The 22,346-nt window shown below is 49.4% G+C and carries 21 protein-coding genes; 14 read left to right on the forward strand and 7 right to left on the reverse strand.

Annotation, left to right across the window (positions count from 1 at the left end; genetic code table 11):
• The first annotated feature begins 248 nt into the window (after window positions 1-248).
• On the forward strand, window positions 249-3,011 hold the full coding sequence (locus ACTHTA_RS03745) for a TonB-dependent receptor domain-containing protein (RefSeq protein ID WP_308887335.1): 2,763 nt from the start codon (window positions 249-251) through the stop codon (window positions 3,009-3,011).
• Between the two features lie 149 nt (window positions 3,012-3,160).
• Here ACTHTA_RS03745 and ACTHTA_RS03750 read toward each other — a convergent pair whose 3' ends face one another.
• Window positions 3,161-4,357 (reverse strand): acetate kinase, encoded by a 1,197-nt coding sequence (locus ACTHTA_RS03750; RefSeq protein ID WP_308887337.1) that lies wholly within the window; start codon window positions 4,355-4,357, stop codon window positions 3,161-3,163.
• 234 nt (window positions 4,358-4,591) lie between these two features.
• Here ACTHTA_RS03750 and ACTHTA_RS03755 point away from each other — a divergent pair, with 234 nt between their 5' ends.
• The 9 genes from ACTHTA_RS03755 to trxA all read left to right on the forward strand — a co-directional run bounded on the left by ACTHTA_RS03755 (window position 4,592) and on the right by trxA (window position 12,834).
• Window positions 4,592-4,897, forward strand: coding sequence for an HLGFF motif protein (locus tag ACTHTA_RS03755; protein WP_308887338.1), 306 nt, complete (start codon window positions 4,592-4,594; stop codon window positions 4,895-4,897).
• Window positions 4,897-5,085, forward strand: coding sequence for a cbb3-type cytochrome oxidase assembly protein CcoS (ccoS, locus tag ACTHTA_RS03760; RefSeq protein WP_003681462.1), 189 nt, complete (start codon window positions 4,897-4,899; stop codon window positions 5,083-5,085). The genes ACTHTA_RS03755 and ccoS overlap by 1 nt, the downstream gene beginning before the upstream one ends.
• Window positions 5,082-6,398, forward strand: a complete 1,317-nt coding sequence (locus tag ACTHTA_RS03765; protein WP_308887339.1) for an MFS transporter — start codon at window positions 5,082-5,084, stop codon at window positions 6,396-6,398. Before ccoS ends, ACTHTA_RS03765 begins: the two co-directional genes overlap by 4 nt.
• Before the next feature lie 322 nt (window positions 6,399-6,720).
• Window positions 6,721-7,701: a DNA polymerase III subunit delta' gene (locus ACTHTA_RS03770; RefSeq protein WP_308887340.1), complete on the forward strand. Its 981-nt coding sequence runs from the start codon at window positions 6,721-6,723 to the stop codon at window positions 7,699-7,701.
• 10 nt (window positions 7,702-7,711) lie between these two features.
• Window positions 7,712-8,065: a PilZ domain-containing protein gene (locus ACTHTA_RS03775; protein WP_003682949.1), complete on the forward strand. Its 354-nt coding sequence runs from the start codon at window positions 7,712-7,714 to the stop codon at window positions 8,063-8,065.
• Between the two features lie 4 nt (window positions 8,066-8,069).
• Window positions 8,070-8,861 carry a TatD family hydrolase gene (locus ACTHTA_RS03780; RefSeq protein WP_070633445.1) on the forward strand — a complete coding sequence of 264 codons (792 nt, stop codon included), beginning with the start codon at window positions 8,070-8,072 and terminating at the stop codon, window positions 8,859-8,861.
• A 314-nt stretch (window positions 8,862-9,175) separates the two neighbouring features.
• Window positions 9,176-10,729 (forward strand): fatty acid--CoA ligase, encoded by a 1,554-nt coding sequence (locus tag ACTHTA_RS03785; RefSeq protein WP_308887342.1) that lies wholly within the window; start codon window positions 9,176-9,178, stop codon window positions 10,727-10,729.
• An 81-nt stretch (window positions 10,730-10,810) separates the two neighbouring features.
• On the forward strand, window positions 10,811-12,376 hold the full coding sequence (locus tag ACTHTA_RS03790) for an ABC transporter ATP-binding protein (RefSeq protein WP_440364455.1): 1,566 nt from the start codon (window positions 10,811-10,813) through the stop codon (window positions 12,374-12,376).
• A 125-nt stretch (window positions 12,377-12,501) separates the two neighbouring features.
• The gene (gene trxA / locus ACTHTA_RS03795; RefSeq protein WP_003682963.1) at window positions 12,502-12,834 is read left to right on the forward strand and encodes a thioredoxin TrxA; all 333 of its coding nucleotides are present in this window, start codon (window positions 12,502-12,504) and stop codon (window positions 12,832-12,834) included.
• 61 nt (window positions 12,835-12,895) lie between these two features.
• Here the strand turns inward: trxA and ACTHTA_RS03800 are convergent, their stop codons facing one another.
• The 6 genes from ACTHTA_RS03800 to ACTHTA_RS03825 form a co-directional block, all read right to left on the reverse strand.
• Window positions 12,896-13,213, reverse strand: coding sequence for a DUF2322 family protein (locus tag ACTHTA_RS03800; protein ID WP_308887345.1), 318 nt, complete (start codon window positions 13,211-13,213; stop codon window positions 12,896-12,898).
• A gap of 97 nt (window positions 13,214-13,310) precedes the next feature.
• Window positions 13,311-13,937: a uracil phosphoribosyltransferase gene (gene upp / locus ACTHTA_RS03805; protein WP_308887346.1), complete on the reverse strand. Its 627-nt coding sequence runs from the start codon at window positions 13,935-13,937 to the stop codon at window positions 13,311-13,313.
• A 148-nt stretch (window positions 13,938-14,085) separates the two neighbouring features.
• Complete coding sequence (grxD, locus tag ACTHTA_RS03810) at window positions 14,086-14,397, reverse strand: Grx4 family monothiol glutaredoxin (RefSeq protein ID WP_003681608.1); 312 nt, start codon at window positions 14,395-14,397, stop codon at window positions 14,086-14,088.
• A gap of 89 nt (window positions 14,398-14,486) precedes the next feature.
• Entirely contained in the window at window positions 14,487-15,737 is a 1,251-nt protein-coding gene (locus tag ACTHTA_RS03815; protein WP_440364454.1) for a glutamate-5-semialdehyde dehydrogenase, read from the reverse strand.
• A gap of 9 nt (window positions 15,738-15,746) precedes the next feature.
• Window positions 15,747-16,550, reverse strand: a complete 804-nt coding sequence (gene proB, locus ACTHTA_RS03820; protein ID WP_049323529.1) for a glutamate 5-kinase — start codon at window positions 16,548-16,550, stop codon at window positions 15,747-15,749.
• A gap of 264 nt (window positions 16,551-16,814) precedes the next feature.
• Window positions 16,815-17,600: an inositol monophosphatase family protein gene (locus ACTHTA_RS03825; protein WP_308887349.1), complete on the reverse strand. Its 786-nt coding sequence runs from the start codon at window positions 17,598-17,600 to the stop codon at window positions 16,815-16,817.
• 175 nt (window positions 17,601-17,775) lie between these two features.
• Between ACTHTA_RS03825 and ACTHTA_RS03830 the strand changes: the two genes are divergently transcribed.
• The 4 genes from ACTHTA_RS03830 (at window position 17,776) to ACTHTA_RS03845 (ending at window position 22,329) form a co-directional block, all read left to right on the forward strand.
• Window positions 17,776-18,591 (forward strand): RNA methyltransferase, encoded by an 816-nt coding sequence (locus tag ACTHTA_RS03830; protein WP_308887350.1) that lies wholly within the window; start codon window positions 17,776-17,778, stop codon window positions 18,589-18,591.
• 60 nt (window positions 18,592-18,651) lie between these two features.
• A complete protein-coding gene (locus ACTHTA_RS03835; RefSeq protein ID WP_308887351.1) occupies window positions 18,652-19,500 on the forward strand; it encodes a DUF1853 family protein in 849 nt (282 codons plus the stop codon).
• Window positions 19,501-19,534: 34 nt separating this feature from the next.
• On the forward strand, window positions 19,535-20,794 hold the full coding sequence (locus ACTHTA_RS03840; protein WP_308887353.1) for an RsmB/NOP family class I SAM-dependent RNA methyltransferase: 1,260 nt from the start codon (window positions 19,535-19,537) through the stop codon (window positions 20,792-20,794).
• A gap of 305 nt (window positions 20,795-21,099) precedes the next feature.
• Window positions 21,100-22,329 carry a TolC family protein gene (locus ACTHTA_RS03845; RefSeq protein ID WP_308887354.1) on the forward strand — a complete coding sequence of 410 codons (1,230 nt, stop codon included), beginning with the start codon at window positions 21,100-21,102 and terminating at the stop codon, window positions 22,327-22,329.
• Window positions 22,330-22,346 lie beyond the last annotated feature (17 nt).

Below are 22,346 nucleotides of genomic sequence, written 5' to 3' on the forward strand. Positions count from 1 at the left end.
TCACATATCGCAATCAAATTTTCTTCTTTCGTCTGTTTAAATCCAATTAAATCTTTCCTCTTCCCTGCTAATAAAATTCAAATTCAGACCCGCTTTATCTTTTCAGCCATATTCATTATATGCGTTTGAGTTATCCCCTAAAACAAGAATCTGTTTTATTTTTTAATAAATAAAATTCATTATTAAAATATTTGTAAAGTTTAATAATATGTTATAAAGTAATGAACTTCGTTTCTGAGGTAACTATCATGAATCCGAATTTCAAATTAAACCTACTGACATTATCTTTACTGGCTATAACAAGTATCGCACACGCAGAAGACGAGGTTTCAACTCAAGAGCTTGATGAAATTCAAGTCAAAGGCAAACACATTGCCAAAGAAAAAAAAGTTTTTACCGAAGGCCAAGCCAAAAGTTCGCGTGAACGCATTTATCAATCCAGCGAAAACATCGATACCATCGTTCGGAGCATGCCCGGCGTTTTTACCCAACAAGACAAGGGATCGGGGGTATTGGCGGTCAATATCCGTGGTGATAGCGGTTTGGGACGCGTCAATACGATGGTTGACGGCGTCACCCAAACCTTCTATTCCACTTCTGCCGATGCCGGACGCAGCGGCAGCTCCTCGCAATTCGGTACGGCACTGGATCCCAATTTTATTGCCGGCGTGGATGTAACCAAAGGCAGTTTCACAGGTGCCAACGGCATCAATACCTTATCCGGTACAGCCAATTTCCGTACTTTACGGGTAGACGATGTGGTACACGGAAATAATACCTTCGGCCTCTTGACCAAAGGATTGACCGGCACAAACAGCACCAAAAGCAACTTTATGGCAACCGGAGCAGCACAAAAATGGTTTGACAGTGGCGCGCGCCTTGGTGCCTTATATGGTTATAGCCACCGCAATGTCGAGCAAAACTATAAAGTAGGCGGCGGCGGTCAGCGTATCGGCAATTTTGGCGAAGAATATTTGGACCGTAAAAAACAAGAATATTTTGAGAGCAACTTATTAAAATTCGACCAAGGGCAAAATCGTTGGGTTCGCGACTTTTCTAAGCGCAATGCGGTTGGTAAAAGCTATTGGGACTACCCTTTCTCCAAAAAATATAACGATCCTGAGGTTTTACAAAGAGATTATGTCGATGACTTGGAAAAAGGCTGGAAAGAAAATTTGGCACCGCAATGGGATCTGACTCCAATCGACCCGACCAGCCTGCAACAACGCTCAAACAGCCATTTGGTCAAAGTGGAATACGAAAACGACAACAACAAGCTGGACCTTCAGCTTCGTACCATGAACAACCGTATCGGCAGCCGCAAAGTAGAAAACCGCAACTACCAAGCCAATTACAAATTAAACATTGGCGATTATGTCGATTTAAACGTATTGGCTGCCCATAATTTGGGAAAACAAAAATATCCGAAAAACTCACGTTTTTCAGGATGGGGACTGCTTGATTATTTGGAAACCAAAAACACAGCCAATCTTTTGGATGTCAACAATAGCTTTTCTTTCAAACTTCCCCAAAAAACAGATTTAAAAGCTACTGTCGGTTTCAATTTCTTTAAAAACCAATACAGTAAAAACCGCTTTCCGGAAGAGCTGAGCCTGTTTTACAACGGCCCGGATCAAGATGCCGGCTTGTATAGCTTTTTAGGCCGCTTCAAAGGCGACAAAGGAATATTTCCTCAGAAATCAACCATATTGCAACCTTCAGGCCAGCAAAAATTCAATACGTTCTATTTTGATACTTCCTTGAAAAAAGGCATTTATCAATTGAATTACAGCGCCAATATGGTCAACTACCGCTACAAGGGCGAATATACCGACTACTTCAATACCCAAGAAGACTTTAAAAAAGCATTTGGAGAAGATTCTGAAATTTATAAACAGCATTGCACGCCAAGCTGCGACCTTTACGAACCGGTTTATACCAAATCCGGTAAAAAGCATGCGGTAAACCATTCGGTGGCATTAAACATCAATGTCAACGATTACTTTATGCCGTTTATCAGCTATTCGCGTACGCATAGAATGCCGAATATTCAAGAAATGTATTTTTCACAAATCGGCGACTCAGGCGTCAATACCGCCCTTAAGCCGGAACAGGCCAATACTTACCAAATAGGCTTCAATACCTTCAAAAAAGGGATTTTCAAGCCGGACGATGTATTGGGTTTCAAACTGGTCGCCTATCGCAGCAGGATAAACAACTATATCCACAATGTTTATGGCAAATGGTGGGATTTGGATAAAGCACCCAGCTGGGTAACCAGTACCGGCCTGAAATACTCCATCCAGCATCGAAACTATGCCAAACCTGTCCATAAAAATGGTTTGGAAGTGGAAATGAACTATGATTTCGGCCGCTTTTTTACAACCCTGTCTTACGCATATCAAAAAACCAACCAGCCGACCAATTATAGCGATGCCAGCGAATCGCCCCGTAATTCTTCTAAAGAAGACCAAATCAAACAAGGCTACGGCTTAAGCAAAATTTCCCGCCTGCCCCGAGATTATGGCCGGTTTGAATTAGGGTCCCGATGGTTAGGCAATAAATTGACCATCGGCGGCATTATGCGCTATTACGGCAAAAGCACACGGGCAACGACTGAGGAGGAATTTGTTGACGGTACAACCGGTGATAATACCTACTCTTCATGGAAAACGGGCGGAAGGATAATCAAAAAAACAGAAAGCATCAACAGACAGCCGCTGATTTTTGATTTCTATGCCAATTATGAACCGAAGAAAAACCTTATCCTTCGTTTTGACATTCAAAATGCGTTCAATAAACGCTATGTCGATCCTTTGGATGCCGCAAACGATGCAGCAACCCAGCGCTATTTCAGCGTATTTGAAAGAAAAGGCGGTTTAGATGATGAGGAAGTCGAATGCGATGCCAACGGTTTATGCAATGGCAAATATGGCGGTACGACACGCTCCGTCTTGAACAACTACGCACGAGGCAGGACTTTGCTGTTTACCATCAGTTATAAGTTCTAAACCTATCCATCAGCATTCTTAATATTGCACTGATTAAAAAGCCGGTAAACACAATGTTTGCCGGCTTTTTTCAATATATTCTCAAAATTTTCTTCATCTATACACAACAAAAAACCTGCCCTTGCGGACAGGTTTTTAATAATGACGGATTACAGGCCGCTCAGACGGGCAGTATCGTGTGCAATCATCAATTCTTCGTTGGTAGGAATCACAACGGCAACAGCTTTGCTGTCGGCAGTGGTAATTACACCGGCGTTACCAAAGCGGGCTTTCAGGTTGGCTTCTTGGTCGATGTGCAGACCGAGGAAGCCCAAGTAGCCCAATACGCGTTCGCGGATGATGTCGGAGTTTTCGCCGATGCCGCCGGTAAATACCAAGGCGTCCAAACCGCCGGCTGCTACTGCCATGCTGCCGATGTATTTAGCCAAGCGGTAGATGAAGATTTCTAGAGCCAGTTTGGCACCTGCGTGGCCGTTGGCAGCTTCTTCTTCGATGGTACGGCAGTCGTTAGACAAACCGGAGATACCGAGCAGGCCTGATTTTTTGTTCAGCATTTCGGTAATTTGGGAAATGGTCATGTTTGCGTTTTCGGCCAAGAAACTGAAAACTGAAGGGTCGATATCGCCGCTGCGGGTACCCATTACCAAGCCTTCCAGCGGAGTCAGGCCCATGCTGGTATCTTTACATTCGCCGTTGGCGACGGCAGTAATAGATGCGCCGTTACCCAAGTGGGCAATCACCATGCGCAGGTCTTTTTTGTCTTTGCCGAGGAAGCGTGCAGTTTCGTCAGAAACGAAGCGGTAGCTGGTACCGTGCGCACCGTAGCGGCGCAAGCCGTATTTTTCATACAATTCATGTGGAACAGCATATTTGTAAGCGTGTTCAGGCATGGTTTGATGGAATGCAGTGTCGAATACGACAACGTTCGGCAGGCCTTTGAAGATGCTTTGTGCAGCGCGCAGGCCCAAAAGGTGGGCCGGGTTGTGTAAAGGAGCAAGTGGAATACATTTTTCGATACCAGCGATAACATCGTCGGTAACCAAAATGGATTCGCTGTACAATTCGCCGCCGCTTACCACGCGGTGGCCGATCGCGCCGATGCGGCTGTCGAGGCCGTGGGCTTTGAGTTCTTCCATCAGGGCTTCAACTGCACCGGTGTGGTCGGGCTTGGCAGACAGGTCGACTTTGTGTTTTTCGCCGTTGAATTTGAAGGTGATGTAGGCATCGGGCAGATTGAGTTTTTCTGCCAGGCAGCTCAGCAATACTTCGCCGCTGTCGTTATCCAATACGGCACCTTTGAGAGAAGAGCTACCGCAGTTCAAAACCAAGATTAATTTTTGTGTCATTTTATGCTCCTTGAGGCTTCAGACGGCATTTTTGTCGGGACCTTACTACTGCTCCGGCTATGTTGCACCCCTTGTGGGACGTAGTGGGTAGCGGTCTGAACAGATTAACAAAGTAAACGCCGTATTCTAACAAAAAATGTAATCGGCTGCTTGACTTAATATTTGATGTAAAATGGACGGAATTTTATTTTAGGCCGTCTGAAAAAATGACGGCGGTTTTGAAGATTTCCCGATATGCATTATTTCAGTATCCACACTCAAGACGGCGAACACGCCGGATTTTTTATTATGTTGGCAGACGATGAATCACAAAATCCGCCGCAAAGCGGACGCTTCGCAATCAAGTTGCAAAGCGAAGATGCAGCCGCAGCGGCGGTATTGTATCCTTTTGAGCAAACCGATATCCCACAATACTGGCGCGTGGTTAAAGACCATATCGAATTGTTTTTTGACGATAAAAATATCGGTACGTTGCGCAACGAATACCTGACCATCAGCGGTAAAACCTTTATCCTGACCGATTTGACCGGAGCGATGTAATGGAAAGTATGTTTATCCTTGTCCCCATCAGCATTATTTTGGCCTTTATCATCGGCTGGTTTTTCTGGTGGTCGGGTAAAAACGGACAGTTTGACGACCTTGAAGGCCCTGCGCACCGCATTTTGATGGACGACGACTCCACTGAAAAACTGATCGAAAAAGACGAAGATAAAGAATCCAAACAATGAGCCTTAAAAAAGATAATCTGAGTTTCCACACGACCCGCCGTTTTGCGCCGCTCTTTGGGACGCAGTTTTTAGGTGCGTTTAACGATAATATGTTCAAAACCGCATTATTCGTGATGATCAGTTTTTACGGTTTGGGCAAAAACGACTTGCTGCCACCCAGCCAAATGCTGAACTTGGGCGCAATGCTGTTTATCCTGCCCTACTTCCTGTTTTCCGCGCTCTCTGGGCAGCTGAGCAACAAATTCGATAAAGCTGTTTTGGCGCGTTGGATCAAGCTGTTGGAAATCATCATCATGGCAGTGGCGGCGTATGGCTTCTATATCCAATCCGCACCTTTGCTTTTAATCTGCCTGTTTTGCATGGGCACACAATCGACCTTGTTCGGCCCGCTGAAATACGCGATTTTGCCCGATTACCTCAACGACAAAGAGCTGATTATGGGCAACAGCCTGATTGAATCGGGTACGTTTATCGCCATTTTGCTTGGCCAACTTTTGGGCACGGCAGTCGCAGGCGTTCCGCCGTATATTGTTGGCGGTTTGGTGTTATTGGTAGCCGTCGGCGGTACAATAACCAGTCTGTTTATGCCGTCTGTACCCGCTAAAATGCCGGATACAAAAATCGAATGGAACATCATCAAAGGTACGAATTCACTGATTCGTGAAGCGGCGGCCGATCGTCCCGTATTCACGTCCATCATCGGTATTTCATGGTTTTGGTTTATCGGCTCGGTTTATACCACCCAACTGCCGACGTTCACGCAAATCCATTTGGGCGGCAACGATAATGTGTTCAACCTGATGTTGGCGCTGTTCTCCATCGGCATTGCCATCGGCTCGGTGTTATGCGCCAAACTCAGCCATGAGCGCCTGATTTTGGGCTTGGTTACCATCGGCACTCTGGGTCTGACCGTCTGTGGATTATTGCTGGTGTGGCTGACCCACGGCCAACGCTTTACCGAATTAAACGGCATTATTTGGTTTTTATCGCAAGCCCAAGCGTATCCGATTATGCTGGTGATGTCGGCCATCGGCTTTTTCGGCGGCTTCTTCTCCGTACCGCTCTACACTTGGCTGCAAACCGCCAGCAGCGAAACCTTCCGAGCCCACGCCGTCGCCGCCAACAACATCATCAACGGCGTGTTTATGGTATCGGCCGCTATTTTGAGCGCGGTTTTGCTGATGTTGTTCGACAGTATTACGCTGCTGTATTTGATTGTTGCCGTGGGTAATCTTCCGTTGATTGTTTACCTCATCAAACGGGAACCAAAATTTATCGGGGATTTGACCGCTTTGTTGAAAATCAGCAAATAAGGCCGTCTGAAATGTATCCCCACCATGCACATTTTCACTGTTCAATCGCGTGGACAGCTTGTGCATAAATCAGATTACTGTCTGATTTAAAATTAAAAAACACATCTGCCTAAATTTTAAGCACAATTTCACCTCAAAACAAAATGCACATTTTCCCCAAACAAGCGTGTGCAAAGGCTGTGAATAAGTCAGCTTAATAGTTGATATTTCAAAGTAAAAATATATTTAATTAATTTTTAGGCAGTTTATTAAAGGCCGTCTGAAACCTTTTTCAGACGGCCTGAGAGTATAATAACCACCTACCTTATAGTTCCCAAACGATATGATTTATCCATGGCATGAAACCCAATGGCAACAGCTCGCCGCCCATTGGCAAAACCGTCCTAACGCCTGGCTGTTTACCGGCAAAGAAAACACCGGCAAAACCGAGTTTGCCCGCTTTGTCGCGCAGGCATTGCTGTGCGAATCGCCCAAGTCCGGTCATGAACCCTGCGGCGAGTGTGCTTCGTGCCATTTGTTCAGCCAAAACACCCATCCCGACTTTTACGAACTCACGCCGGAAATTCCCGAAGGCGAGGCAACAGGACGCAAACTTCTGCAAATCAAAATCGATGCCGTGCGCGATATTGTTGAAAACATTTACCTGACCGCTGTCCGCGGCGGCCTGCGCGTAGTATTGGTGCATCCGGCTGAAAGCATGAATACACAGGCGGCAAACGGTTTGTTGAAAGCTCTGGAAGAGCCGCCGCAACACGTCGTTTTCCTGCTCGTTACCCATGCGCGCGACAAACTCCTGCCCACCATCAAAAGCCGTTGCCGCCAGATGGTGCTGCCCTCGCCTACCCATGAGCAGGCTGCGACATATCTGCGCCAACAGGGCGTGGAAAATGCAGAAGCCTTGTTGGCATTTCACAGCGGCGCGCCTTTATTCACGCCGACTCCCGAATTGGACGCATTACGCGAAGAGTTGCTGACACTGCTGACTGCCCCGCGCCTGTTGGCCATACTCGACTACGCCGCCGCGTTCGACAAACAAAAGCAACCGCTGGCCGTTTTCATCGACTGGCTGCAAAAGTGGCTGATGGATGTCGGCTTGGCACAACAAAACATGGCGCCGCTTTATTATCCGCACCATGCCCAAGCCCTGCTTCAGACGGCCTCTAAAACCGATTCACGCAAGCTGTTTGCCCTATTGGGCCGTCTGAACGCGCTCAACCCTTACGGATACCATACCTTGAGTGTTAAAATGCAGCTTGAGTATCTGCTTATCGAATATTTAGATTTTTGGCAAAACAAACCCTAACAGGTAATAAATGATGAATAAAAAAGACATTCCGGCGAAGATGTTGGCCTTGCAACTCAAAGACCCCAATCTGTTGTACAACTGCTATATGCCGTTTTTAGAACACGGCGGACTGTTCGTACCGACCGATGACGTATTCTCCCTAGGCGAAGACATCCTCTTGGCCGTAGAAATCGCCGACTATCCCAAACGCTTCCTGCCAACCAAAGTCGTTTGGATCAATCCGGCGCGCACTTCAGCCCACCGCCCCAAAGGCGTAGGCCTTGCATTCTCCGAACACGAAAGCTGCCTGCAGGCCAAAAACCTGATCGAAGCCGAGCTTGGCCCGCGCCTGCGCAGCGACCGCACTACTTTTACCCTGTAATACCATGTATTTAATCGATTCACATTGCCATCTCAATTTTGACGGCTTAAAAGACCGCCTGCCCGAAGTCTTTGCCAATATGGAAGCGCAAAGCGTCAAGCAGGCGCTTGCCATCAGCGTCAGTAAACAAAGTTTTGCCGAAGTCTTCGACATTGCTCAGGCAAACGACCACATCTACTGCACCATTGGCATACATCCCGACAGCCAAGAAGCGGAAGAATTTACCATTGCCGAAATGGTAGAAGCGGCCAAACATCCCAAAATCGTCGGTATCGGCGAAACCGGCTTAGACTATTACTGGTGCAAAGGCGATTTGTCATGGCAACATCAACGCTTTGCCGATCATATCCAAGCCGCCAACGAAAGCGGCCTGCCCGTTATCGTCCACACGCGCGATGCAGCCGAAGACACGTTGCGGATTTTGAAAGAATGCCACACCAACTCCGGCGTGATTCACTGCTTCTCTGAAGACGTCGCCTTTGCCAAAGCCGCTTTGGATTTAGGCATGTATATCTCCTTCTCCGGCATTGTGACGTTTAAAAACGCGCCGCTGATACAAGAAGCCGCCAAATACGTCCCAGCCGATAGAATCTTGGTAGAAACCGATGCGCCTTTCCTCGCGCCGGTTCCCAAACGTGGCAAACAAAACGAGCCTTCCTACGTCCGCTATACAGCCGAGTTCTTAGCCAATCTGCGCGGCGAGAGCTTGGAAACATTGGCACAAAACACCAGCGACAATTTCTATCGCCTGTTTAACAAAGTACCCGATGGCCGTCTGAACAACGGTGAAGCCTAGAGCTTCTACCATCGGCTCTGCCTACCCGGCATCCAGGCTCTACGTCAAACTCAGCGGCAAACTCGAAATGGCTTGAGACAGAAACGAAATCAGCTTGTACCATCTACCGAACGGCCAGACTTTTGAAGAATGGGAATTTTCCCATCAACACAATAAGTAAGTTTAAATTCAAAATATTGCTTTCCTAAGCCCAGTAAAGCGCAAGGCCGTCTGAAAGTATTTTCAGACGGCCTCTTGCTTATTTTACCGATAGGATGTAAAACCTACCCTTCGAAATAAACGGTTCATCGAAACCGTACATCAATCGACACAATATGGACACAAACTCCGAAATGCACACCCACCCTAATTTTTACGCTATGCTGACTGCAGCCTGCCAAAAAAACGGTAAAGGCACAGTCATTTTCAACGACAAAGAAAAAATCAGCTATTCCTCCCTCAAACGCGAAGTAGAAACCGTCGCCGCCTATCTGCAACACCAAGGCGTACAATTTGGCGACAGGGTCGCCCTTGTCGTTTCCAACTCTCCCGAATTTATTGCCGCCTATTTCGCCATTACTTCCATCGGCGCGGTAGCCGTCCCACTCAACGTCTTTTTGAAAAGCGAAGAATTTTCCTACATCCTTAATGACTGCGGCGCACGCTTTATGTTCGCCTCCGCGCCGTTGGCCAAAGAACTCAAAAACATCAAAGCCAAAACCAAAGTCAATAAAATCATCTGGATTGGCGAAACCAACGCCGCAAGTGGCGATGACAGCTATTTCGATGCCGCGCGTACATTCCCCGGCAAGCCGAATCTGAGCCGTCAGCCGTCAGCCAACGATTTGGCGCACATTATCTACACCTCCGGCACAACCGGCCATCCCAAAGGCGCATTAATCAGTTATAGCAATCTATTTTCCAACCTTTCGGGCATCGAACAAATTTTCCAAATTTCGCAAAAAGACCGCTTCGTCGTCTTCTTGCCCATGTTCCACAGCTTTACGCTGACTGCCATGGTTTTACTGCCGATATATCAAGCCTGCTCGATTATTTTGGTCAAATCCGTCTTCCCGTTCTCCAACGTGTTGAAACAGGTTTTGCTCAAACGCGCTACCATTTTCCTCGGCGTACCGGCTATTTACACTGCCATGAGCAAAGCCAAAATCCCTTGGTATTTTAGATGGTTTAACCGCGTCCGTCTGTTTATCAGCGGCGGCGCACCTCTGGCCGGACAAACCATCGACGACTTTAAAGCCAAATTTCCGCGCGCCAAATTGCTGGAAGGCTACGGCTTGAGCGAATGCTCGCCCGTTGTGGCCGTCAATACGCCTGAGCGCCAAAAAACCGCCAGCGTCGGCGTCGCCCTGCCCGGCTTGACCGTGAAAGCCGTCGATGACGAATTAATCGAAGTGCCGCGCGGCGAAGTGGGCGAACTCATCATCAAAGGCGGCTCGGTGATGCAGGGCTACCTCAATATGCCTGACGCCACAGATGAAACCATTGTCAACGGTTGGCTGAAAACCGGCGACTTCGTCACCATAGACGAAGACGGCTTTATCTTCATCGTCGACCGTAAAAAAGACCTAATTATCTCCAAAGGCCAAAACGTCTATCCGCGCGAAATCGAAGAAGCCATCTACAAACTCGATGCCGTGGAAGCCGCCGCCGTAATCGGCGTGAAAGACCAATACGCCGATGAAGAAATCATTGCCTTTATCCAACTAAAAGAAGGCATGAAGCTGGAAGAAGCCGAAGTCCGCAGCCACCTGCGCGGCCTGTTGGCAAACTTTAAAATCCCCAAACAAGTCATCTTCCAAGACGAGCTGCCGCGCAATGCCACCGGCAAAGTGTTAAAACGCAAACTCAAAGAACAGTTTCAAGACTAAACCGCTATTTCAGACGGCCCCTTGATTCATGCAGGCCGTCTGAAAACCTGTCATCAACAAACTTTTCAGACGGCCACGACCATGACGACACCTATACTCGAAATCGAAAACCTAAGCGGCTCCTTTCCGAGCAAGCAAGTCCTGTACGATATCAACCTGACCTTGCAACCCGGCCGCAAACTGGCATTGGTCGGCGAGAGTGGCAGCGGCAAAACCGTATTGTCGCAAGGCATTATGCGCCTGAATCCGATGGTTACCTTTGAAGGCAGTCTGAAATATTGCGGAACCGATCTGCTGACCCAGCCCGAACGCGCCCTGCAAAAATTACGCGGCCGCGAAATCGGCATGGTGTTTCAAGAACCCATGACCGCCCTCAACCCTGTGATGCGTGTCGGCGAACAAATCGCCGAAGTCCTGTCCCTGCATTTGGGTTTGGATAAAAAACAGGCATGGGCGCGCGCTATCGAACTCCTAGACGAAACCGGCATCCACCAGCCTGAGCAAAAAGCCCAAGCCTACCCTTTCCAACTTTCTGGCGGCCAACGCCAACGCGCCATGATTGCCATGGCCGTATCAGCCCAGCCCAAGCTTCTGATTGCCGACGAACCAACCACCGCTTTGGACGTTGCCGTCCAAGCCCAAATCCTCGACCTGCTCTCACGCCTGCAGGAAGAACACGGCATGACCATGCTCTACATTACGCACGACTTGAACCTTGTGCGCCGTTTTGCCGACGATGTCGCCGTTATGCGTAACGGCCGTATCCTCGAAACCGGCAAAGCAGCCGAAGTCTTCGCCAATCCGCAGCACGAATACACCAAAATGCTGCTCAATGCCGGCACAACGCGACGCGTAGCTCCTTTGCCTGAAAACCCTGCCACCGTACTTAAGGCTGAACAAATCGCCTTCTCCGTCAAAGAATCAGACGGCTGGTTCAAGAAACGCGACAAAACCATTCTCAACCCCATTTCTTTCGATCTCAAATCCAGCGAAACCTTAGGCATCATCGGCGAAAGTGGTTGCGGCAAAACCACGCTGGCGAAAGCCGTTATGCACCTTATCGATTCCGAAGGCAGCCTGAACATCAACGGCGAGCCATGGCGACATGAATTACGACGCGAAATCCAAATGGTGTTCCAAGACCCATTCGGTGCATTCAATCCACGCATGAACGTCTTTGATACCGTTTCCGAAGCCTTGCGCGTTCACGAGCCTAGTATGCCGCGCGAAGAAATGCGTCGCCGCGTCGAAGAAGTCCTTAAACAAGTCGGCCTGCCCGAAGATGCACTCGAACGCTATCCGCACGCATTCTCCGGTGGCCAGCGCCAACGCCTCGCCATCGCCCGCGCCATCATTGTCCGCCCAAAAATCCTCGTATTGGACGAACCAACCAGCGCGCTTGATGTCCAATGGCAACAACAAATCCTTGAATTGCTCAGCAGCCTGCAAAAAGAATATGGCCTCGCCTTCATCATCATCAGCCACGACCTCGCCGTAATCCGCGCTATCTCCCACCGCGTAATGGTGTTGAAAGACGGCAAAGTCGTTGAAGAAGGCGAATGCGAAAACGTGTTTGCCAATCCAAGCAGCGACTATACGTGCCATTTGATTGCCCACTCCGGCCACATGGTTCAAGAGGCCGTCTGAATCTTTAAGGATTACGATAGACGCATTTCAAAAAAACTATTGCCGGGTGGCGGCACTTGAAATTTTCCCTGTCTGCCACTATTCTGAACAACATCTTTATTAATCCCGATTTGAAAGGAAATAACATGAGCAGCGAATTGATTATCCACGCCAGCGATGCGAGCTTTGAACAAGACGTTTTGAAATCCGACGTACCTGTATTGCTGGACTTCTGGGCACCATGGTGCGGCCCTTGCAAAATGATTGCCCCAATCTTGGACGACATCGCCTCCGAATTCCAAGGCCGTCTGAAAGTCGTTAAAATCAACATCGACGAAAATGAAGTCACTCCTGCCAAATTCGGCGTTCGCGGCATCCCTACCCTGATGGTGTTCAAAAACGGCAAAAACGTTGCAACTAAAGTCGGCGCATTGGCTAAAGGTCAACTGACTGCATTCGTTGAAGCTTCTATCGCTTAAGGCTTTAAGCATATAAAAAGGCCGTCTGAAATTATTTTCAGACGGCCTTTTTTTGTATTTATTAAGCAGCCAATGGTTTCAAAGTCAGGCTGGTATTGTCAGTCTTCACTTTAAACAGCAAATCAATATTCGGATGCTTACCCGGATTGGCTTCGGCATCGGCAACATGTTCGGCAAACCATGCCAGGCCGCGTTCTGCTGCCGCTGCGTCCAGCTTGCCGTCAAACTCTTGCGCCAAAGCATGGTAAAGCTTGAGCGAGCCTTGTTTGCCGGGCGCATTGGGAATGTGATGAACCACTTTGCCCTCTTTATCGAGAATATCCAAGCCGCTCAAATGGTCGATGGCAGGCATGGTGGCCAGATTGTCTTGGAAGCTCATGATTGTCCTTTCTGATGTGGGTTTTAAAGCAAACCATATAACAAGGCCGTCTGAAAGTTGATGTTTGACACTTTTCAGACGGCCTTAAACATTTCAATTATCGTGTACCGAAAATCTTATCACCGGCATCGCCCAAGCCTGGGATGATGTAGCCGTATTCGTTCAAGTGGCTGTCGAGCGCGGCAGTGTAGATGGTTACATCAGGATGCGCGTCATTGACGGCTTTCACGCCTTCCGGAGCGGCAACCAATACCAATGCTTTGATATTGCTGCAACCTTTGGCTTTCAGCAAGTCGATGGTCGCAACCATAGAGCCGCCGGTCGCCAACATCGGGTCGATAATCAGGGCGGGACGCTCGGCCATGCTGTCAACGAATTTTTCAAAGTAAGAAACCGGTTTCAGCGTTTCTTCATCGCGCTGCAAGCCGACAACGCTGATTTTAGCGGTAGGAATCAGGTCGAGTACGCCGTCGAGCATACCCAAGCCTGCACGCAAAATAGGGACAACGGTCAAGGTTTTGCCTTTGATACGGTCGCCTTCGATAGAGCCACACCAACCGTCGATGATGTATTTTTCGGTTTCAAAGTCGCGGCTGGCTTCGTATGCCATCAGGCGTGCCAGCTCGGTAGTGAGCGTGCGGAATTTGTAGGTGCTGCATTCTGCCTCGCGCATCAAAGTCAGTTTGTGGCGGACGAGGGGATGATTGATGACGGTAACATTCATTTTCTGTATTTCCGAGTTTCGTTGACGGAGTGAATTATACTTTTTTTCACGAATGGCGGAAAGGGTATGTTTCGTGCGAAAGGCCGTCTGAATCAGGGTTTCAGACGGCCTTTGTCAACAATTTTACATTACGGAATATTGTAGATGATTAAGCTTTCAGCAATTCTTGTAGTTCGCCGGCTTCGTACATTTCCATCAAAATGTCAGAACCTCCGACAAATTCGCCGTTGACGTACAGTTGAGGAATGGTCGGCCAATCGCTGTATTCTTTAATGCCTTGGCGTACGGCATCGTTTTCCAATACGTTGACAGTCACATAGTCAGTGCAACCTGCCGCATTCAGGATTTGTACGGCACGGGAAGAGAAGCCACATTGCGGGAATTGCTTCGTGCCTTTCATGAACAATACGACGCGGTGTGTGGTAACGACTTCTTTGATTTGATCGTGGATAGAGGACATGGTGTGTTCCTTTTTACTAAATCGGTTGTTCGGGGAAAATCAAATTTCCCGCCATTATACGCAAATTGATGGAGTTGAGGGGGTGTTTCTCAACGTCGGATCTGACCGTTGCCGTTGATGTAGAACTTGGTCGAAGTCAGCGCTTCCAAACCCATCGGACCGCGGGCGTGCATTTTCTGGGTGGAAATACCGATTTCCGCGCCCAATCCGAAAACAAAGCCGTCGGTAAACCGAGTGGACGCATTGACATAAACCGCCGCCGCATCAATGCTTTCTTGGAAATACTCGGCATGGGCAATGCTTTGGGTCACAATCGCTTCCGAGTGATGCGTCGTATGGCCGTTAATCCAATCGACGGCTTCTTCCACTGTTTTCACTATTTTGACCGACATAATATAGTCAAGAAACTCGGTGCTGTAATCTTCCTCGGTTGCCAAAACAGCATTTTTAAACATACGCAATGCTTCCTGATCGGCTCTAAATTCTACCGGATGCACTTTGGTAACGGCTTCTTCCAGTTTGGGCAAAAACGCTTCTGCTATCTTTTCATGAACAACCAAAGACTCCGCGGCATTGCATACGCTCGGACGTTGCGTTTTGGCGTTCACGACAATATCGACCGCCATCTCCAAGTCGGCACTGTCATCCACATAAATATGGCAATTACCGACTCCGGTTTCAATGACGGGAACTTTCGATTTTTCTTTCACCGTCTGAATCAAGCGCGCGCCGCCGCGCGGAATCAGTACATCAATATAATCGACTGCCTGCATCAATTCTTCGGCGGCGGCATGACTGGTATCTTCGACCAGCTGCACCACATCAGCATCCATTCCCGCTTGTACCAAAGTCTGCCTGATGACGGCAATCAATGCGGTGTTGGAATGGATGGCATCGCGACCGCCGCGCAAAATAATGGCATTGCCGGTTTTAAAGGCCAGAGAAAACGCATCGACCGAAACATTCGGGCGGCTTTCAAAAATCATAGCAACCACGCCCAAAGGCACGCGTTTTTGAACAATCTTCAAACCGTCCAAATTGGTATAGCCGCGAACAACCTGCCCAATCGGGTCCTGCAAATCGGCAACCTGCTCAACGCCTTCCGCAATGCCTTTGATGCATTCGTGATTCAAGCGCAGCCTGTCGAGCATAATGTCCGAAATGCCGTTTTCTTTTGCAGCGGCCAAATCGCGGGCATTTTCCGCCAAAATCATCTCAGCCTGTTCAACCAACGCCGCCGCAACCTGACGCAGCAGATTGTTTTTTTCTACGCTTCCCAGGCTGATTAACGTTTTACTGGCTTTTTGAGCATTCTTGCCCAACTGTTCGATATAGCTCATAAAACCTCCCTATTTCTCTTGTGCAAACCACGTTCCGATAGGCGCGCCATCTAAAACCTGAAGGATATCGCGCGGATTGGCGCTATTCATCAACACCATCTGGCCATGATGTTCAAACATCATCTGCGCGCTCTTAATCTTACTGAGCATACCGCCCGTACCAAACTTACTGCCCGAGCCGCCGGCAGAAGCAATAATTTCTTCGGTAATATCGGCCACATGGCTGCGCAGCTTGGCATCGGCGTGAACCGCCGGATTTTTATCAAACAAACCGTCGATATCGGACAACATAATCAGCAAATCGGCTTTAACGATTTTCGCCACAACTGCCGACAAACGGTCGTTATCGCCAAATTTGGTCGCATGGTCCATCTCGTCCACGCTGACCGCATCATTCTCATTGACAATGGGGATAACGCCGATAGAAAGCAGGGATTCAAAAGCATTGGTAACGTTTGCCAAACTTTCCGGATATTCGACCACATCGCGCGTCAGCAGGATTTGCGATACCGTCATTCGATAATGGGAAAAAATCTGCGAATAAAGACTCATCATGGCCACTTGGCCGACGCTTGAAACAGCCTGCTGCTGCGCCATTTCCACCGGACGTTTTTCCATGTTGAGGACATTCAGCCCAAAACCCATTGCACCGGAAGACACCAGCACAATTTCTTTGCCCTTACCGACCAAGCTGGAAATGACAAAGGCCAGTTGGTCGATTTTTGCCAAATTGATTTTGCCGTTTGGCAACACCAAAGAACTGGTTCCAATCTTAATGACAATGCGTTTTACTGCTTCAAAATCTCGTTTCATTATTCTCCTCTGCTTTCTATTTTTATGATTGCATCAGGCATTATTTCAGCCAAACGTATCTACATCATAACTGCGAAGCAATAGAAAATACAGACAAAATTAAAAAACGCTTCCTTTAAAAGCCATATTTTCAGCTTTTATCCGAATCCGTTAACAACAAAACAAAAGGCCGTCTGAAGCCCAATTTCAGGTTTCAGACGGCCTTTTACCGATTATTGAGAACATGGCCTGCAAAGATAAATACAGACCGTTCTCTATAAATGTTTATTGGTGTTCAGAAATAATTTTCAGCATTTGCGCCAATACTTTAGGATTGGCTGCAACGATGTCGCCGCTTTCCAGCCAGCCTTCATCACCGGACATATCGGTAACGATGCCGCCTGCTTCTTGGACAATCAATGCACCGGCGGCAATATCCCAAGGCTTGAGGTTGAACTCGAAGAAACCGTCCAAACGGCCGGCCGCAACGGCACACAAATCCAAAGAAGCCGCGCCTTCACGACGGCCGCCGGCGGTTTTTGCCAAGAAATCTTTCAAAATCGCCAGATACTTGTCCATCATGCTTTGATCGACAACAGGGAAGCCGGTACCGATCAGGCAGCGGTTCAATTCGATGCGGTTGGAAACGCGGATGCGGCGGTCATTGAGCAACGCGCCTTTGCCGCGGGAAGCCATGTATACGTCGTTGCGCTCAGGTGCGTATACCAAAGCTTCTTGCAACACGCCTTTGTGCAGGAGTGCCATAGAGATGGCGTATTGAGGATGGCCGTGGAGGAAATTGGTTGTGCCGTCGAGCGGGTCGATAATCCATTCGTACTCGGCGGTGACTTTACCGTGGGAGCCGCCTTCTTCGCAAGTGATTTTGTGATGCGGATAGGCTTCTTTAAGCGCTTCCACCAAAATCATTTCGGAGCTGCGGTCAACATCGGAAACGAAGTCGTTGAATGCTTTGCTGTCTACTTTGACGGCATCCAGATTGCCGGCGGCGCGAATCATCATTTGCCCTGCTTTACGGGCGGCTTTGAAAGCGGTATTTAAAAACGGATTCATGGTTTTCTTCCTAATTCAGGTAAAATACGCCCTAATGCGCCGAACAAGGCACACAAGAGGCTGTTAATCGTTTCCGATGCTGTTAAAGAACATTTCAGACGGCATGGAAAAAGGCCGTCTGAAAACAAAAAGATGGCGCATTATACCTGATTCCCGTACAAACAGAAAACAAAACATGACTTCCGAAAAACCCGCTCTGCCCGCTTATCTGGACAACATCCGCATCATTCTCACGCGCACCAGCCATCCCGCCAATATCGGCTCCGCCGCGCGCGCCATGAAAACAATGGGCCTGCACAAACTAACCATCGTCGCCCCCAATCTGATGGCAACGCCGATGACGGAAAATCCGCCCGTGTTAGATCCGGAGCATCCGCAATCGTTTAAATTACCGGAAGAAAGCTTTATCCTCGCATCCGGCGCGGCAGACGTTTTGGAAAATGCCACCATTGCCGCTTCTTTGGACGAAGCCCTTGCCGACACCACCATCGCCTGCGCCCTGACCAGCCGCCGCCGCGAAATCACCGCGCCGCTGCAAACCCCACGCGACTTGGTGCCCGAATTACTGCAGGCCGCCAACCGCGGCGAGAAAGTGGCGCTGGTTTTCGGCAACGAAACTTTCGGCTTGAGTATCGAAGAAGTCCAAGCCTGCAACCGACTGATGACCATCAATGGCAATCCCGACTATTTCTCGCTCAACCTTGCCCAAGCCGTGCAGGTCGTGTGTTATGAAATCTTCAGCCAAACCGATTCGCCCATGACCCACTTGCAACAAGAAGACCACGCCGCGACCCACGAGCAAATCAAAGGCATGGTCGCCCACATGGAAAGCGTGATGAACGACATCGGCTTTTTCAACCGCCGCAACGGCGAGCGCCTGATGCGCCGTATGCAGAGCCTGTTCGGACGCGCCAACACGCAAACCGAAGACATCGATATCCTGCGCGGTTTTTTCAATACTGTCAGTCACCGTATCCATAAAAAAGACTGATTAAGGCCGTCTGAAAACATTTCCAGCTTTTCAGACGGCATGACTGATATTCGGATAAGCATGAATTACGCCCTAGACGCATTATGGTGGAAACTCACCAGCCAACCCGTCCGCGACCTCGCCTCGCTACTGACTGCGCCGCCTTTGTGGCAAAGCGGTTGCGAATTAAGCGTGCGCGAACTATTGGGGGAACACGGTTTCCGCTACCTTTTGGCATTGGACGCCGATCCCACGCCGCTGAAGGAACACCTCGCCCAACGCGCCCCGTTCGGCCACCGTCTCGGCATTTATGCCGAAGAGCTGTTGGCTTTCTGGTTTGCCAACGCGCCGCACGCCAAACTGCACGCATACAACCTGCCCGTTTTTTCAGATGGCCAAACTTTAGGTGCCGCGGATTTTGTCGCTTCCCTCAACCAACAGCCCTACCATATCGAGCTGGCGTGTAAATACTACGGCGGAGACCAAGTGCAGAACCTGCGCGGCCTCAATCCTAAAGATACGCTGACGGACAAAGCCGCCAAATTGGTACAGCAATCTCAGCTACTACATACGCCGCAAGGCAAAGCGACCTTAGCGACACAAAGTCTGCCGGAAAATCCGCTTCCTGCATCCATCGTGCGCGGCATCGGATTTTTCCCACAAGGTTTCCATGCTTTTGAGCCGCCGCTTAATCCATACGGTTGGCGCGGCATCTATATTCAAGATTGGGCGGAATATGGGTTTGAACGCCAAGAAGCACGCTACCATTTGCTCGACCGTATGGCCTACCTCGCGCCTGCTCGTGTCGCCGAAACCGAAACATTGAACGAAACCGAAATCCGCTGTATCGACCAAGGCTTGATTGCCGTTTTGGAATTACGGCCGGACGGCTTTTGGCACGAAATCGAACGCATCATGAAGGCCGTCTGAAACCATTTACCCACTTAAGAGAACCCATTACATTATGAACGCCGCACAACTCGACCATACCGCCAAAGTTTTGGCTGAAATGCTGACTTTCAAACAGCCTTCCGATGCCGTCCTCTCCGCCTATTTCCGCGAACACAAAAAGCTCGGCCGCCAAGACCGCCACGAAATCGCCGAAACCGCCTTTGCCGCGCTGCGCCACTATCAAAAAATCAGCACCGCCCTGCGCCGTCCGCACGCGCAGCCACGCAAAGCCGCACTCGCCGCACTGATTCTCGGCAGAAGCCCCAACATCAGCCAAATCAAAGACCTGCTTGATGAAGAAGAAACAGAGTTCCTCGGCAATTTGAAAGCCCGTAAAACCGAGTTTTCAGACGGCCTGAATACCGCCGCAGAATTGCCGCAATGGCTGGTGGAACAACTGCAACAGCATTGGAGCGAAGAAGAAATCCTCACCTTCGGCCGCAGCATCAACCAACCTGCCCCGCTCGACATCCGCGTCAATACCCTGAAAAGCAAACGTGATAAAGTGCTGCCATTGTTGCAAGCCGAAAGTGCCGATGCAGAGGCAACCCCTTATTCGCCTTGGGGCATCCGCCTGAAAAACAAAATCGCGCTTAACAAACACGAACTGTTTTTAGACGGCACGCTGGAAGTTCAAGACGAAGGCAGCCAGCTGCTCGCCTTATTGGTGGGCGCAAAACGCGGCGAAATCATTGTCGATTTCTGCGCCGGTGCCGGCGGTAAAACCTTGGCTGTCGGCGCGCAAATGGCCAACAAAGGCAGAATCTACGCCTTCGACATCGCCGAAAAACGCCTTGCCAACCTCAAACCGCGCATGACCCGTGCCGGACTGACCAACATCCACCCCGAACGCATCAGCAGCGAACACGATCCCCGTATTGCCCGACTAGCAGGCAAAGCCGACCGTGTGTTGGTGGACGCGCCCTGCTCCGGTTTGGGTACTTTACGCCGCAATCCCGACCTCAAATACCGCCAATCCGCCGAGACCGTGGCCAACCTTTTAGAACAGCAACACAGCATCCTCGATGCCGCCTCAAAATTGGTGAAACCGCAAGGCCGTTTGGTGTACGCCACTTGCAGCGTATTGCCGGAAGAAAACGAGCTGCAAGTCGAACGTTTCCTGTCCGAGCATCCCGAGTTTGAACTCGTCAACTGCGCCGAACTGCTGCAAAGCCTGAAGATTGATTTGGATACTGGAAAATACCTGCGCCTCAACTCTGGAGAACACCAAACCGACGGCTTCTTTGCCGCTGTATTGCAACGTAAGGATTAAGGTTGAAAAAAAGGCCGTCTGAAATCCTTTCAGACGGCCTTTTTGATAGATTTTTTACATTAAAATCATTAAATACGATAGTCGCGCTCTGCAATAATATACTTTAAGGCATGTATCTCGACCTTTTATCAGAATATTGTGAAAAGCTGGAAAAAATGCTTTATGCTTTGTAAATGTATGCGTTCTCGTTCAAAATTCGCCCGGTCATGCCTCAGGCGATACCCGATACAGACAACGATAATATATAAATCATTTGGTTAAAAATCATGTCGCATAGTTATTCTTCCCCCACAAAGCCCCGTTTCTTGTCATCGGCCGTTGCCGTTGCCTGCTGTCTGTTGCCGTTTCAGACGGCCTCTGCATACAGCCTGCAAGACATCCTCAGGGACGCTTTAGTCAGCGACCCGATCGTGCGTGAAGCCAAAGCCACTCAAGAAGCAGCGCAAAGCACGACCAAAGCCACGCGTGCGCGTCATTATCCTGTCGTGACCCTGACCGGCACGAAAGTGCTGGCGCAACACAATAAATATTCCAGCAACGATATGAAAGACGGTGTTGGCGTGCGTGGCAGCGTAAACATCTACTCATGGGGAGCGATTGAAGCCGCCGTCCGCCGCGACCGCAGCCGCGAAGAATACTATCAACACAAATACACCGAAAGCCAAGAGCAGCTGGGCAGCGATATCGGCCGCCTCTATCTGAGCGCATTGCGTGCAAAAGAAACCCTGGTCCTCAACGAACAGACTTTGGCGCGCCACAACAACCTCTTAAAAGACTTGGACACCATCGTCAAATATGATGCCGGCCGCCGTTCCGAGCTGATTGAAGCGCGCGCGCGCCAACTGCAAGTGGCAAACATTATCGCCCAACAACGCCGCACCATGGATTTGGCACTGAGCCGCCTGTCCCGCTATACCTCGCGCCAGCTGACTGCCAACGACTTGGAAGATCCGTTTAAAAACGACACGGCGAAATCCATCAGCGAACGCTTCAACAACCCCAACCGCAACAACAATCCGTCCTATCAGGCGCAATTGGCCGAACGCGACAGCGTCCGTGCCGATTTGGACGCTTCCAAAGCCGAACGCCTGCCTGCCCTCAATTTGGAAGGCAGTGCAACGCGCAACACCAGACAGCTTTATTTAAACGTTGCATGGAATGTTCTGGATATTGCCGCACGCCACAATGTGGAACGCAATGCCAAATCATTGATTGCCGCAGAAGCCAAGTCCGAACAAATCCTGCGCGACATGAACGAACGCGTTCAAACATCCGCCATCGATATGCAGGAAAGCGAACAGCGTACCGTGCTGACGGCGCAACACATCGCCGCCCAAAAAGAAGTCATCAAAGTGTACGAATTGCAGTTTAAAATCGCCCGACGTACGCTGACTGACGTTTTGAGCGCATACAGCGAGTTATCCTCCATCGAGCAGGATTACGTTGCCGCCCGCAACGATTTCCGCGATGCGGCGCTCGACTATTTAAATACCCAGGCCAAAATCTCCGCTTGGGTCGGTTTGGCACAAAAATAAAGCCATATCCGCCGGTT

Source organism: Neisseria sp. P0013.S005 (assembly GCF_051958425.1).
Taxonomy (GTDB): Bacteria; Pseudomonadota; Gammaproteobacteria; order Burkholderiales; family Neisseriaceae; genus Neisseria; species Neisseria subflava.

What these genes read in the sequence shown, in the direction of transcription:
- ACTHTA_RS03745 (WP_308887335.1), top strand. Translation starts at nt 249, where the DNA reads ATGAATCCGAATTTCAAATTAAACCTACTGACATTATCTTTACTGGCT.
- ACTHTA_RS03750 (WP_308887337.1), bottom strand. Translation starts at nt 4,357, where the DNA reads ATGACACAAAAATTAATCTTGGTTTTGAACTGCGGTAGCTCTTCTCTC.
- ACTHTA_RS03755 (WP_308887338.1), top strand. Translation starts at nt 4,592, where the DNA reads ATGCATTATTTCAGTATCCACACTCAAGACGGCGAACACGCCGGATTT.
- ccoS (WP_003681462.1), top strand. Translation starts at nt 4,897, where the DNA reads ATGGAAAGTATGTTTATCCTTGTCCCCATCAGCATTATTTTGGCCTTT.
- ACTHTA_RS03765 (WP_308887339.1), top strand. Translation starts at nt 5,082, where the DNA reads ATGAGCCTTAAAAAAGATAATCTGAGTTTCCACACGACCCGCCGTTTT.
- ACTHTA_RS03770 (WP_308887340.1), top strand. Translation starts at nt 6,721, where the DNA reads ATGATTTATCCATGGCATGAAACCCAATGGCAACAGCTCGCCGCCCAT.
- ACTHTA_RS03775 (WP_003682949.1), top strand. Translation starts at nt 7,712, where the DNA reads ATGATGAATAAAAAAGACATTCCGGCGAAGATGTTGGCCTTGCAACTC.
- ACTHTA_RS03780 (WP_070633445.1), top strand. Translation starts at nt 8,070, where the DNA reads ATGTATTTAATCGATTCACATTGCCATCTCAATTTTGACGGCTTAAAA.
- ACTHTA_RS03785 (WP_308887342.1), top strand. Translation starts at nt 9,176, where the DNA reads ATGGACACAAACTCCGAAATGCACACCCACCCTAATTTTTACGCTATG.
- ACTHTA_RS03790 (WP_440364455.1), top strand. Translation starts at nt 10,811, where the DNA reads ATGACGACACCTATACTCGAAATCGAAAACCTAAGCGGCTCCTTTCCG.
- trxA (WP_003682963.1), top strand. Translation starts at nt 12,502, where the DNA reads ATGAGCAGCGAATTGATTATCCACGCCAGCGATGCGAGCTTTGAACAA.
- ACTHTA_RS03800 (WP_308887345.1), bottom strand. Translation starts at nt 13,213, where the DNA reads ATGAGCTTCCAAGACAATCTGGCCACCATGCCTGCCATCGACCATTTG.
- upp (WP_308887346.1), bottom strand. Translation starts at nt 13,937, where the DNA reads ATGAATGTTACCGTCATCAATCATCCCCTCGTCCGCCACAAACTGACT.
- grxD (WP_003681608.1), bottom strand. Translation starts at nt 14,397, where the DNA reads ATGTCCTCTATCCACGATCAAATCAAAGAAGTCGTTACCACACACCGC.
- ACTHTA_RS03815 (WP_440364454.1), bottom strand. Translation starts at nt 15,737, where the DNA reads ATGAGCTATATCGAACAGTTGGGCAAGAATGCTCAAAAAGCCAGTAAA.
- proB (WP_049323529.1), bottom strand. Translation starts at nt 16,550, where the DNA reads ATGAAACGAGATTTTGAAGCAGTAAAACGCATTGTCATTAAGATTGGA.
- ACTHTA_RS03825 (WP_308887349.1), bottom strand. Translation starts at nt 17,600, where the DNA reads ATGAATCCGTTTTTAAATACCGCTTTCAAAGCCGCCCGTAAAGCAGGG.
- ACTHTA_RS03830 (WP_308887350.1), top strand. Translation starts at nt 17,776, where the DNA reads ATGACTTCCGAAAAACCCGCTCTGCCCGCTTATCTGGACAACATCCGC.
- ACTHTA_RS03835 (WP_308887351.1), top strand. Translation starts at nt 18,652, where the DNA reads ATGAATTACGCCCTAGACGCATTATGGTGGAAACTCACCAGCCAACCC.
- ACTHTA_RS03840 (WP_308887353.1), top strand. Translation starts at nt 19,535, where the DNA reads ATGAACGCCGCACAACTCGACCATACCGCCAAAGTTTTGGCTGAAATG.